The organism is Streptomyces sp. NPDC002209 (genome assembly GCF_042890265.1).
Lineage (GTDB): Bacteria > Actinomycetota > Actinomycetes > Streptomycetales > Streptomycetaceae > Streptomyces.
In genome coordinates this window covers 197,602-209,839 of sequence record NZ_JBIARX010000002.1, presented here as the reverse complement: position 1 = coordinate 209,839, position 12,238 = coordinate 197,602, and the positions used below count along the sequence as shown (strand labels likewise).

Below are 12,238 nucleotides of genomic sequence, written 5' to 3'. Positions count from 1 at the left end.
GCCCGGCTACCGGTGCTGGATGGTGCCGCGGGCCCGGCCGAAGAAGCCGGCTGAGGTGATGTGCTGCGTGATGTGGGTGGAAGCCGGCGCCCGGCGGGTCCGGCCGAGGAGGAGAGCGGCACCGCCAGCGGCAATCAGGGCTACGGCCGCCCAGAGGGCTTCGGTCAGGGCGATCAGGCCCGGGGCGGCGTAGGCGAGACCGATCGAGGCGGCTCCGATGCCTCCGCCGACGGTCGGGGCAAGCAGGGCGGTGGTTTTCGCCCACACCGGGATCCGCGCTGCAGGGACCGGCTCGGCGGGGGTGGTGGGGGTGTAGGCGAGGGTGCGGGCGCCGCCGGGGAGGGTGACGTACTGGACGCCGGGGGGTATCTCGGCGGGCAGCATCCGCGGCTCGGGAACGGCGGGCGGGTAAAGGACGGCCTCCCCGTACCGGAGGGGCACGGGCTGTGTCTCGTGGGACATGACAGGGCTCCCTGGGGAAGACGGCGGGGCCCGTGCCGGATGGCTCGGGCCCCGCTCGGGTGTGGGTGTCAGGGGTGTCAGGCCGGGTGTCGGGTGGGGTGTCAGACGCGTCAGACACCCGTCTGACACCCCTCGCGCACGCGTATGACCTGTGTTTTGGTGCTGTTCGGTGTCAGGGGTGTCAGACGCGTCTGACGCGTCAGGCCGCGATCCGGTGCGGGACGATCCGGTACCGCCCGACCTCGTTCGTCTCGGCCAGACGGCCCGCCATGACGAACGCGGAGACCTGTCCGGAGACCCATGAGCGGGAGCGGCCGTGGCGGTCGCAGTGCTCCATGAAGTCCGCGGGACGGACCATCTCACGGCCCTCCTCCTCGAACTCGTCGAGCAGGTCCTCCATCGCGGCCCGGGCCTCGGCCAGTGTGAGCTTCACCCGCGGCGCCTCCTCGACGGGCTGAGCGAAGTCGACGACGTTCTCGACCTCGGGCAGCTCCGCCTCAGGGTCGGCGAACTCCTCCTCGTCGACCTCGGCGTCGACCACATCGCCCTCGAGGCTGTCGTAATCGTCCTGGTCTCCGTCGTAGCCGTCTTCGTCGTAGGTGTCGTCCACGTAGGTCTCCAACTCGGCGGTGCCGGGCAGGGGGTACCGGGTGCGGGCGGTGAACGCCCGGTCCACGGCGCGGGCCGCGGCCCCGGCGGTCACGGGATCGATCTCCGCCCGTACCTCGGCGAAGGTGAGGACCACCCACTTGAGGTAGTCGACGCTGCACAGGTAGTCACGCAGCGGGGTGGCCCATGCGTCCTCGGGGATGCCGTTGGCGACCAGGTAGGAGTAGCCGGGCTTCTTGTCCTTCCAGATGTGAGGGGCTGCGCCGGCGTCCAGGACCTCACCGTCCAGGGCGAACTGAGCGTCCCGTTCGGTGCGCACGCTGCCCCCACTTCCAGCCGCTCAGACACGATGAGTGCCGCCACGCGCTCAACCAACGGCCGCCGGTCCGCACTCTGCCCTTCGCGGACTACGCGCCATCGGGCACCGGGCACCGGCTCGGCTACCCCTTCCCTCTGGAGCACCTGAAACGCCCTGAGCGCCACGCCCCGTGAGACGCCATAGGCGTCCGTCACTTGCGACAGTGACGGCAACTCGGTCATCTCCGGGGTAGACGCGATCTGGACCTTCAGCGCGTCAGCGACCCTCAAGAAGGTCCCGCGAGGACTGACCTGCTCCGACACTTGATCTCCCTGTCCGCTCCCGACGTCGCTCTTAAGACTCGCATGAACCGCTGGAGAGCCCTCGTTGTCGGCCAGGTACTGGTGCGCACGCCCATCCTGTGCTTCCAGGCCCCTACAGCTCGTCGCCGTCTGCGTTAGGCGAACGACGTCCTGTGGAAAGCGATACCTCGCGGCGCATCCACTTTTCAGTGAGATTTGACAGATCGCTTCCAAGGTCGCGTTTCCACGCATCAAAGCGATCATCGGGGGTGCCCGTCCGACGCCTCTCGGCAACATAGGCGAAGAATTCGTGCGCACTCAAATAGTCGCCGTCTCGATCACGCGGATCATGCTCGACGCCGAGCATCCAGCTCAGCAGGCTGCACTTCAGGGCGTCAGGATCGGACGGCAGCTTTTTGGTGTACACGAGGAAGCGCTGCACACCATCGAGCCAAGGAAGCGGCGTTTCAAGCAGACGCTCCAATACCTTGGTCCTGATTGATTCAATACCGTCATGCCGCCAACGCCTAATTGGATGGGCGAGAACGCGAAGCATATTGCGCGGGAAGCTTGGACGCGCCGAGTAGATGACCGATGTCGTGATCACCTCAACTCCATGCCATTTCAAGGCGTCAGAGATATCCACAATGCCAAACAATACGGCAGAGGCCGCTGCTGACATTTCCGTCTGTGCCGCACTCGCTAGCTGCTCACGCAGCAAGTTCGCATTGGACCTGTCGGACGCAGACCAAAAATCCATTACTTCGACGCTTGCATGCCTCGGTACGAACTCGCTCATAGAAATTGAACAGGCCATTGAGGCGAAAGTGGCGAGCTCGCGTGCTTCGGCCCCCAGCAGTGCACCCACAACTACTCTACGAGTCTCAGTGGCACACATAGTAACGCCTGACCATGCAGCGCTCATCGCGTCGGTGCCGCCTACTCGACGACGGTTCGGCGCGCTCAAAGAGAGCATTTCAGTGATGACATCGCGTACCACTGCCGGCTTCAGTTGCAGAAATTCCATCAGGCGGGCACAGAAACTGACGAGAGCTTCTTTTGGCGCCGCCTCTCTAATTCTCCTTGCTTCGGCAAGAGCTAGGGAAACGAAGTCGTTTGCCGCGTCACTTAGTCGCTCGTCAAGGAATTGAACGGCAAGTTGCGCCGTAACATCCCAAGACTCATTTTTGAGATGCTCCCTTAATGCGAGAAATAGATTCGCAGCATCTCCACTGTCTCTGACGATCTGCCTCGCTGAAAAATACTCAAGAAAGGTGCGATGCGTGAAAGAATAGATGCGCTCCCCATTTGGGTGGGTTCCGACGTCAGTCAAGACCCAAGCCCTGCCGCGACAGTACTTCACGAATGCCTCGGCAGCCGCATCAGCACTGTCACGGTCCTCATATTGCTGGACCAGCAGGAAATCCGATGTGTAGCGGATTAGTTCGCGCTCGGTCATACCCAGGCCATTTTCCGAGTTACGCAGCATGCTGAGAGCGAGGCTAAACATCGCAAATTGGATGTTACGTTCGAACGGCTGAGCTGCGGAGATGTTCCGTGAAGCGTCCCAGCGCTCAAAGAGGAATTCAGAGCAGCGGCGGAACAGGTCAGGCCTATTTCTCGGGATGTACCCTTCGCCGCGGTAGAGCGCGCACATAAGCCCTAGCATCAACGGATTCGAGGTAAGGTCGGGAGCGTGTTGCGATTCAACCAAGAAGCGCTCCGCCATCCCACTCTCAATCACACCGCCACGTACGCGAGAAAACCACTTGTCGACGTACTCTCGCTGTTGAGATGTATTGAAGGGTGACAGATGAGACGAAGTGAATAGGTGCTCGTCGAGCGGCGCCATGTCGTACCCGACGCGACGCGACGTTACGAGGATTGGTGCTGTCGGGTAGGCGTAAGCGAACGCTTCCACGGCGTCCACGACTCGCGCGCGGAGGCTTGTGTCCGTAAGCTCGTCGAGACCGTCGAATATTACAACCGCACGCCCATTAAGGAGGAGGTAGTCGATCGCACCTTGCGGCGCTGGTGTCGAGTAGGAAGCCTTAGCTTGCTTCTCCAGGAATTCAACAATCGATTCTTGGTTCGCCTTGAAATGTCCGACGTACTCTCGAAGAACTACCCTAAGAGGTACCTGGCGAGCCGAGCATGTCCCACGCCCCATGGAAACATCCAATGCGAGCTTTAGCGCCAGTGTTGTTTTCCCGCCTCCAGGGTCTCCCAATACGACTAGTCTATTTGTCTGCGTGAGTAGTTCTCTAACGCTAGTCCCTTCCCGCCTTGATCCTTTTTCACGCTCAAAATCAAGGTGAGGTTCAACGTACAGGTCACCAAAGGGGACCCGTGCCCCACTCTCGGTTTGTGCAGGCCTCATTTTGCCGTGCACTTTAGTGCACTGCTGTGAGAGTAGATCGGCGAATGAATCGATGGAAGATAGGCTGGAGAGTTGTGCGTGGATCTCTCCATTTCGAGCCGCTGCGGCAATATGGGAAGCGATCAACTCGGGGGTGAGTGATCGTTTATCGATGCCGCGATCATGCTGATGTTTTTTGACTTCTCTCCATGAAATTGCACACACTTCACTGAAGAGCGCCTGGGCGACTACCTCAATATTGAAATCAGGCATTCCGGCATATCGTCGCAACAGGCGCTCGAAAGTATCGCGCAGCTGCCGCAAGTGCTGCTCAGGATTCCGTGGCATGCATCCCGCAATTGCCACCTGAAAGCAAATGTTGTCGAATTCTGCAGATTTAGTGAATTCGAGGATCTTCTTGCGGTCGGCTGCCGAGATATCGGCGAGTGCCCGTTCGACTTCAGCTGAACCCTCGAACGTTGCCACCTCGGCGCGCTTCTTTAGCGCCCGGCGCTCAAGAAGTGACCTGGCGCCGCCTAGCACGAGAGGGCCAGCTGCCCGCCCCGCGGCCGAGCCCGCCGCCGACACAACGCCTGTAGTGATCGGGTCCGGCACAGTCCCCCCAATGCGTTCAGTACTAGTGGAAGGCAGGCTACGCCAGGCACTCCAGCGTGCGGACGAACTTCAGCAAATGCGCCCGGGGCGTTAATAAGTTGGGTGAGGCAACTTGCCCCCTCCTCAAGGAAGCTAATCAGAAGCCCTGGTCAGAGGCGTCAGCGATAGTCCCAGGGCGCGCTTCCCGGGCCACGGTTGAGGCAACGTGCCGCTGTGGACTCTGGCCATGACGGCAACGTGTGCCGGCAACGCCGTCACACAGGGGAGGGCCACGACACACGCAGTGGACGCTTCTACGGGAGGCTGGCCACTCGGACGCGTGGCCAGGGGGAAGGGCGGGCGAGCTTACAAAGCAGATGCCGACAAGGCAGCGCAGGTGGATGTTGCCGCCTTCAGGCGCACCGGAACCTGTGCCTCCGGTGGATACGCGGGGACGCGCCTGGAGAACGGCGGTCTCGACCCGCTAAGCGGCAGGTCAGGGCCGCTTAAAGCATGAACGGGGCAGTCTCTTCTAAGCGCCTGGCCGCACCGCGACACCTAAGATCAGACTATTCGACAGTCAGCGCGTCAGGGCATCAGCAGAGGTGCGTCTCGCTGCCATAGGGGCCCCCGCGAGTGAGCGGCGAGTGAGAAAGCGCGACGCTGACCCTGCGAATCGCAAGGCTGCAGATCACGCGGGTGGCGAGGCCAGTCCCCAACATGCCCTCCGGAGCCGTGTGCGCAGGTTCGAATCCTGCCGGGGGCACTTCGCAGGAAGTGCCCGAAGACCCCGCCATCAGCGGCAACGCTGAGGACGGGGTCTTTTTGCGTCTGCTGTCCTGCGGGCGCGTACCGGGCCCGGGGCCCGCGCGCTGCGCCCGGTGCGGGGGCGGCGGAGGCTTCCGTGGGCGAGGGGCGGTGCGCGAGCCCGCTGCGCGGCCACCGAGTCGGGAGGCGGACCCAACCGGCTTACCCCTGAAGGCAATTCGCGGAATTCATTTCGGCGCACCGGTTCATTCATGCGTACATTCGAGTGGTCTTGCATCCCAATTGCCTGCCATACGGCGGCATCACACGGGCGGGCTCGTAACGTCGGTGGAAATGATGGGGGTTCGGCCTTCGGCGCTGTCGGGGGTTGTTGCCCGCATCTCCGCCCCTCCCGATTCCACGAGATGTGACAGAGTGAAACGAAGGCGATGGTGGGCCGGAATCGCCGGCGCGGCTGCGGTTTGTGCGGGGGTGGCCGCCTGGGCGGTTCAGTCCCATTCGACAGCCGCCCCGGAATCCAAGAGCCCGTCGGTGAACCTGAAGACCCAAGAGGCAAATGCACTGCTGCAAGGCGCCCTTATCCAGGAGAGCCGCCACGACTCCGAAGGGGCGGCCCGTACCTTCCGGCGCGTGGTGGAGCTCGATCCCCGCAACAAGCTCGCCTGGTACAACCTGGGGGTCATCGCCCAGCAGGACGGCAAGGCGGCCGACGCCCTCGCGTCCTACGACAAGGCCCTGAAGATCGACCCGTCGTTCACGTCGGCCCTCTTCAACGAGGCGATCCTGCTGAAGCCGACCGAGCCCGACCGGGCCGCCGGCCTCCTCAAGCGCGCCATCGCCGCCGATCCGAAGGCGGCCACGGCCCATCTGCACCTCGGATACATCCTGGCGGACCAGGGCCGTACCGACGAGGCCGGCGGCGCGTTCCGTCGCGCCGTCGCGGCCGATCCCTTGCTCCGCTCCCAAGTACCGGAACGGTTCCGGGAATTCGCAAGCCCCCCACCGCCATCGACCCCAGCAGGGAGCACCAGATGACGTCGACCGCGACCCCGAGGTTCTCCGTCTTCACCCCCAGCCACCGGCCCCGTTTCCTCGACGAGTGCCTGGCGACCCTCCAGGCGCAGACCTGCCCGGACTGGGAGTGGATCGTCCTGCTCAACAACGGCGCCCGGTGGCGGCCGGAGCAACCCGACGAGAGGGTCCGCGTGGAGATCGCGGACGATCTCCGGGGCGTCGGGGCGGCGAAGCGCAGGGCCTGCGAACTGGCGCGCGGCGAGATCCTCGTGGAGCTCGACCACGACGACCTGCTGGCGACGTCGTGCCTGGCGGAGCTCGGCACGGCGTTCGACGAGAACCCCGAGGCGGTCTTCGTCTACAGCAACACCGCGCAGATCACCGAGGACGGCGGCCGGGACGACTCGCGCTGGGACGAGGCCTGCGGCTGGCAGTACGAGGAGGTGGACGTCGACGGGCGCAAGCTCCAGCAGATCGTCTCCATGGCGCCGACCCCGCACAACGTCGCCTACATCTGGTACGCGCCCAACCACGTGCGGGCCTTCCGCAAGGACGCCTACGAAAAGGCAGGCGGATACGACGCCGCACGCACGGTCCTGGACGACCAGGACCTGATGTGCCGGCTGTTCCACATCGGCGACTTCCACCACATCAACCGCTGCCTGTACCTCCAGCGGGTGCACCCCGCGAACACCCAGAGCGACCCCGAGATCAACGCGCACATCCAGCGCGAGACGGTCGTCCTGTACGACAGGTACATCGAGGCCAACGCCCTCGCCTGGACCCACCGGCGCGGACTGCTCGCGCTGGACCTCGGCGCGGCCCACCGCAAGCCCCCCGGCTACCTCGGCGTCGACCAGTACCCGGGGAAGGGCGTCGACATCGTCGCGACGCTGCCCGGGAAGCTGGACCTGCCCGACGGTTCCGTCGGCCTGATGCGGGCGGTGGACTTCCTCGAGCACGTGCCCGCGAAGGTGCCGCTGATCAACGAGATGTACCGGCTGCTCGCGCCCGGCGGGATGCTCCTCACCATGACGCCCAGCTCGGACGGCCGCGGCGCGTACCAGGACCCGACCCACGTCGCGTACTACAACGAGAACTCCTTCTGGTACTACACGGACGAGCAGTACCGGGCGTTCGTGCCCAGCATCGAGGCCCGCTTCCAGTCGTCGCGGCTGGTCACCTACTTCCCGTCCGACTGGCACTCCAAGAACGACATCTCGTACGTGGTCGCCAACCTCATCGCGATGAAGGAGGGCGCCGCACGCTGCGGCGGACCGTTGCTGGTCTAGGCGCAGGCCACACACGACGGTGCCCCGGGGCCGAGGCCCCGGGGCACCGTCGTTCAGTCTCCGCAGAAGCGGACAGTCGGTGTTGACCGCCGCTCACAGGGAGCTACGGCTGGTCGACGCACACCACGAAAGCGGTGACCGGCTGGTTGGCCGTGATTGAGGCCTGCCACGCGTTGGGAGGGCTGCCGATGGGGCCGTTGAAGCGCACGTTGCCGTTGTCGGACTGGAATCCGCCGCCAGTGGCGAGGTCACCGGGGTTGCACGTGGCGGTCGCCGTGCCCTGGGCACCGATGGCGAAGTTGACGTAGGTGGTCACCGTGCCCGTCGCACCCTGGCTGCCCTGGGCACCCTGGGCACCCTGGGCGCCTTGAGCACCCTGGGCTCCCTGAGCACCCTGAGCTCCCTGAGCTCCCTGAGCTCCCTGAGCACCTTGCGCGCCCTGAGCACCCTGGGCTCCCTCACCCTGGGCGCCTTGTGCACCCTGGGCTCCCTGAGCACCTTGCGCGCCCTGAGCACCCTGGGCTCCCTGGGCTCCCTGGGCTCCCTGGGCTCCCTGGGCTCCCTGCGGGCCCTGAACACCCGGGCGGCCAGGGTGGCCCGGTCGGCCCTGCTTGCCCTGCGGGCCCTGCGGGCCACGGTTGCCGCCGTGGTCGCCGCCGCCCATGACGCCGGCCGGGCCGGGCAGCGCCACGGAGCTGCCGGTGCCCGACCTGTCGATCGCATCGGCGATGGCCGTCGTGGTCGGGACGACGTTGAGCGCCACGGCGAGCACACCGGCCGAAACCAGGGTGGCGGTCTTCAGGCGCGTAATTCGGGTCGTTCGCTGACTCAAGAGAATCTTCCTCACGAGCTTGGAGGGGTCACGCCCGAGCGCGCACTCTGCGCGCCCCATGTGAATGCGCGGCACCTCGCCTCTGGCTACGGACGAAGTCATTGTTGACTCTCGGCGATCAATTGATCACACATCTGCGCATGTCCCGGCGAGGATCACTCGGGCGGCCTCAATGCATTTCATTCGGGCAGGTTCGGCCTTTAGGGGAATCAGCCGCGGGAAACGTGCGACAGCCCGCTCGGTGAATTCCGACTGCCCTTCGGAGAAATACCGAGCCGCTCCTCAGCGCATGGGGTCGGTCGGCTGATGAGTGGTGAACCAGTGTTCCGCGAGGGTCGACACCTCGTGGAGGGTTCCCGGTTCCTCGAAGAGGTGGGTGGCGCCGTGGACGATCTCCAGGCGGTTTTCGCAGCGGAGCCCGGCCTGCGCCTCGCGGTTGAGGGTGAGGACGAGGGAGTCCTCCGAGCCGACCACGAGGAGGGTGGGGGCCCGGACCGCGGCGAGGTGAGGGCCCGCCAGGTCCGGGCGGCCTCCCCGGGAGACCACCGCATATACCGGTGAGCCCGGGGACGCCGCCGCGGCGAGCGCGGCTGCTGCGCCCGTGCTCGCGCCGAAGTAGCCGACCGGGGCCGACGTGCGCGTTGCGAGCCAGGCGGTGGCGTCGGTCAGGCGGGCGGCCAGGGTCCCGATGTCGAAGACGTTGGCGCGGTCCGCCTCCTCGGCCGGGGTGAGCAGGTCGAACAGCAGGGTGCCCAGGCCTGCCCGGTTCAGGGCCGTGGCCACCTGCCGGTTGCGGGGGCTGTGCCGGCTGCTGCCCGAGCCGTGCGCGAAGACGACCACCGCCCTCGCCGCCGGGGGGAGGGTGAGGTCGCCGGGGAGGTGCAGGCCCGCCGCGAAGACCGCGACGGCCTCCGTCGTGGCGGGTGGCTGCCGGACGGCCAGGGTGAGGAGGGAGACGACCTCCTCGTCCGGGGTCTGGGAGAAGTCCCGGTACCACTGGCCGACCGAGGAGAAGCCCGGCGGTGTGGAGAGGCAGACCACCTCGTCGGCCACCGCGGCCACCCTGGCCAGCGCGTCCGGCGGGGCCACCGGGGTGGCCATGACGACCCTGGTCGCGCCCTGCGCCCGTACGACCTGGCAGGCGGCCGCCGCGGTGGCGCCGGTCGCGATGCCGTCGTCCACCACGATGACCGTCCGGCCGTGGAGGTCCTGCTGCGGCCGGTCCGCGCGGTAGCGGGCGGCCCGGCGGGTGAGCTCCGACTGCTCCGCCTGCTCGACGGAGGCGATGTCCTGCGGGCTGAGCCGCCCGCGGCGGACGATGTCCTCGCTGATCACGCGTACGCCGCCCTCGCCGATGGCGCCGAACGCCAGCTCGGGCTGGTACGGGACCCCGAGCTTGCGGACGACGATCACGTCGAGCGGGGCGCCGAGGGCGTGCGCCACGTGGAAGGCCACCGGGACCCCGCCCCGGGGCAGCCCGAGGACGACGGGCCCGTCCGCCGCGTACGTCCGCAGCGCCGTGCCGAGTCGTCGTCCTGCGTCGTCGCGGTCCGTGAAGAGCATTCCGGGTCATCCCCAACGTTCTCTGCCGTACTTCGAAACAACGCCTCCCGGCGCCCGCGTGCAAGTCGGCACCGGGCGGTCCGGTCCCGGTGGTCTGTACGAGGGAGGTGGGTCCGGGTCTGTGGGTTTTGGGGGATGGGTAGGGGTGGGGTGCGTGCGTAGGTTGGCCGTGAGGCCGCGTTGCGCCGCTGACCAGGTGCTTTGGGGCGGGCTCTGACGACGAGGATGGGGCGGCGCGATGCGTGAGCTGGTGGAGACGGCGCGGCAGTGGATGGCCGAGGGGCGGGCCGGGTTCCTGGCCCGCCCCGTGGCCGAGCAGGGGTTCGGGCCGCGGGATCCCGCCGGGGCCCTGCTCGTCGATGCGCGGGGGGACTGCGTCGGGGCCCTGTACCGCGGGGTCTTCGACGCCGAGCTGGTGGCGGAGGCCGGAGCCATGCCCTCCGGTGCCACCGCGCGGGTCTGCGACGTCTCGGTGGGGGCCGACGAGGCGGCCGACGCGAAACTGACCTGCGGCGGGCGGGCCGAGATCCTGCTGCAGCCCCTGGCGGCCGTACCCGCCGAGTGGTGGGACCTGCTCGGGGAGGGCGTCGGGGTGGCGCTCGTGACCCGGCTCGACGAGCAGGCGGAGCAGGCCGTGAGCGAGGTCGTACGGGCCGTCGACGTGCCCGCCAACGACGCCGAGCGGCGGGCCGGCGAGCTGCTGGCCACGCGCCGGCCGGGGCGTGACGCGCTGTACGGGGAGCACGGGCTGGTGTTCGTGGAGGCGTACCCCTCCGCGCCGTACGTCCTCATCGGCGGGGGCGGCGAGCTCGCCGGGATCATCGAGGCGCAGGCCCTGCTGCTCGGGTGGGGCGCCGGCCTCGTCGGCTCCGTCGCCGAGGCGGAGAAGCTGCTGGCCGCGCGCCGGGACGCCGCCTGCCTGGTGATGCTGAGCCACGACCCGGAGTTCGACGTGCCGACCGTGCGCAGCGCGCTCGCGCTCGGCATTCCGTACGTCGGCGCCCTCGGCTCCCGCAAGACCACCGCGCGGCGGCGCGAGGGGCTGATCGCCTCCGGGGCGTCCGAGGCGGAACTGGCGCGGGTGCACGGGCCGATCGGGCTCGATCTGGGGGCCCGGACACCCGCGGAGACGGCGCTGGCCATCTGCGCCGAGATCCTGGCCGTGCTCGGGGGCCACGAGGTCCGGGCGCTGCGCGATTCCGACGGGCCGCTGCGCTAGGTCTACTTGCCGAGCGCGCGGTCTACTTGCCGAGCGCGCGCTTGAGCTGGGTCTTGTTCATGTCGGAGCGCCCGTGGATGTTGCGGCGCCTGGCCTCCGCGTAGAGCTGTTCGTACGTCGGCCCCTGCGTGCCCGAGTGGGAGTGCAGGCCGCCGCGCCGGGCGGAGTCCATGTCCACCAGCGACTCCCTGCTGGCGGTCTTGGACTCGCCCGCCCGGGCCCGTTCCTTGTTGACGGTCCGTGCGGCGATCTCCTCGGCCCGCTTCTCGGACTCGCCGCGCTCCTCGGCGCTCTCCTTGATGTGCTCGTACTGGCGTTCTCGTTTGGGTGAAGATCCGCGCGGCATTTCCGGGCTCCTTCCGGGGTGCCTGTCGGGGCGGTCGCCCCTTCGTCTGCCCCTGATCCGGCACGGTAGTCGCCCGGTACGCAGATAGGAGGATCTTCCGGGCTTTCGGGTGAAACCCGAACTCGTGCGGGAAAATAGTACGTATGGACGTGACCTTGAGTCTGGACCAGACGCTGGCCAACATCGCGTGGTTCCTGGTCGTCGGGATTGTCGTCGTCGGCTTCCTGCTCGGCGCCTTCAAACTGGGCCAGCGGGTCCGGGCCAAGGAGCCCCCGCCGCCGACCGCCGAGAGCCAGCCCCACCTGCCGAACGGCGGCGCGGTCTACGAGGTGCGCGAGGAGCGCGAGGCCGTGGAGATCCCCGAGGGCGGGCTGCGCCCGCACGAGATGCAGGGCTACGGGAACTTCGGCTCCACCACGAGCAGTCATCAGGAGGAGGACCGGGCCGAGCGGGAGTCGGGGTACCGGAACCCGCCGCAGTACCCGGGGCCGCAGCAGCCCCCGCACGGTGAGCCCCCGGTGTACAAGCCGAGCGGGAACGCCTGACCCGGTCCGGCGCACATGGCCACCTCTGACCTGCG

General features: G+C 67.2%; 10 protein-coding genes. 4 read left to right on the top strand and 6 right to left on the bottom strand.

Annotated features, from left to right (window positions below):
- Nucleotides 1–6 precede the first annotated feature (6 nt).
- The 3 genes from ACFYXK_RS05850 to ACFYXK_RS05840 form a co-directional block, all read right to left on the bottom strand.
- Complete coding sequence (locus ACFYXK_RS05850) at nt 7–462, bottom strand: hypothetical protein (RefSeq protein ID WP_389409992.1); 456 nt, start codon at nt 460–462, stop codon at nt 7–9.
- Between the two features lie 199 nt (nt 463–661).
- On the bottom strand, nt 662–1,390 hold the full coding sequence (locus ACFYXK_RS05845) for a hypothetical protein (protein WP_389409991.1): 729 nt from the start codon (nt 1,388–1,390) through the stop codon (nt 662–664).
- Nucleotides 1,391–1,804: 414 nt separating this feature from the next.
- A complete protein-coding gene (locus ACFYXK_RS05840) occupies nt 1,805–4,516 on the bottom strand; it encodes an NACHT domain-containing protein (protein ID WP_389409990.1) in 2,712 nt (903 codons plus the stop codon).
- A gap of 1,407 nt (nt 4,517–5,923) precedes the next feature.
- Between ACFYXK_RS05840 and ACFYXK_RS05835 the strand changes: the two genes are divergently transcribed.
- Nucleotides 5,924–6,427, top strand: a complete 504-nt coding sequence (locus ACFYXK_RS05835) for a tetratricopeptide repeat protein (protein WP_389409989.1) — start codon at nt 5,924–5,926, stop codon at nt 6,425–6,427.
- The gene (locus ACFYXK_RS05830; protein ID WP_389409988.1) at nt 6,424–7,698 is read left to right on the top strand and encodes a glycosyltransferase; all 1,275 of its coding nucleotides are present in this window, start codon (nt 6,424–6,426) and stop codon (nt 7,696–7,698) included. Before ACFYXK_RS05835 ends, ACFYXK_RS05830 begins: the two co-directional genes overlap by 4 nt.
- Nucleotides 7,699–7,801: 103 nt before the next feature.
- On the opposite strand, the gene ACFYXK_RS05825 is transcribed toward ACFYXK_RS05830, so the two are convergent.
- Together ACFYXK_RS05825 and ACFYXK_RS05820 are read right to left on the bottom strand one after the other, a co-directional pair.
- Nucleotides 7,802–8,530 (bottom strand): hypothetical protein, encoded by a 729-nt coding sequence (locus tag ACFYXK_RS05825; RefSeq protein WP_389409987.1) that lies wholly within the window; start codon nt 8,528–8,530, stop codon nt 7,802–7,804.
- A 282-nt stretch (nt 8,531–8,812) separates the two neighbouring features.
- Entirely contained in the window at nt 8,813–10,093 is a 1,281-nt protein-coding gene (locus ACFYXK_RS05820; RefSeq protein WP_389409986.1) for an alpha/beta family hydrolase, read from the bottom strand.
- A 238-nt stretch (nt 10,094–10,331) separates the two neighbouring features.
- Between ACFYXK_RS05820 and ACFYXK_RS05815 the strand changes: the two genes are divergently transcribed.
- A complete protein-coding gene (locus ACFYXK_RS05815; protein WP_389409985.1) occupies nt 10,332–11,312 on the top strand; it encodes an XdhC family protein in 981 nt (326 codons plus the stop codon).
- Between the two features lie 22 nt (nt 11,313–11,334).
- Here ACFYXK_RS05815 and ACFYXK_RS05810 read toward each other — a convergent pair whose 3' ends face one another.
- Entirely contained in the window at nt 11,335–11,658 is a 324-nt protein-coding gene (locus tag ACFYXK_RS05810; protein WP_389409984.1) for a plasmid stabilization protein, read from the bottom strand.
- Between the two features lie 143 nt (nt 11,659–11,801).
- Between ACFYXK_RS05810 and ACFYXK_RS05805 the strand changes: the two genes are divergently transcribed.
- Complete coding sequence (locus ACFYXK_RS05805) at nt 11,802–12,203, top strand: DUF6479 family protein (protein ID WP_389409983.1); 402 nt, start codon at nt 11,802–11,804, stop codon at nt 12,201–12,203.
- Nucleotides 12,204–12,238 lie beyond the last annotated feature (35 nt).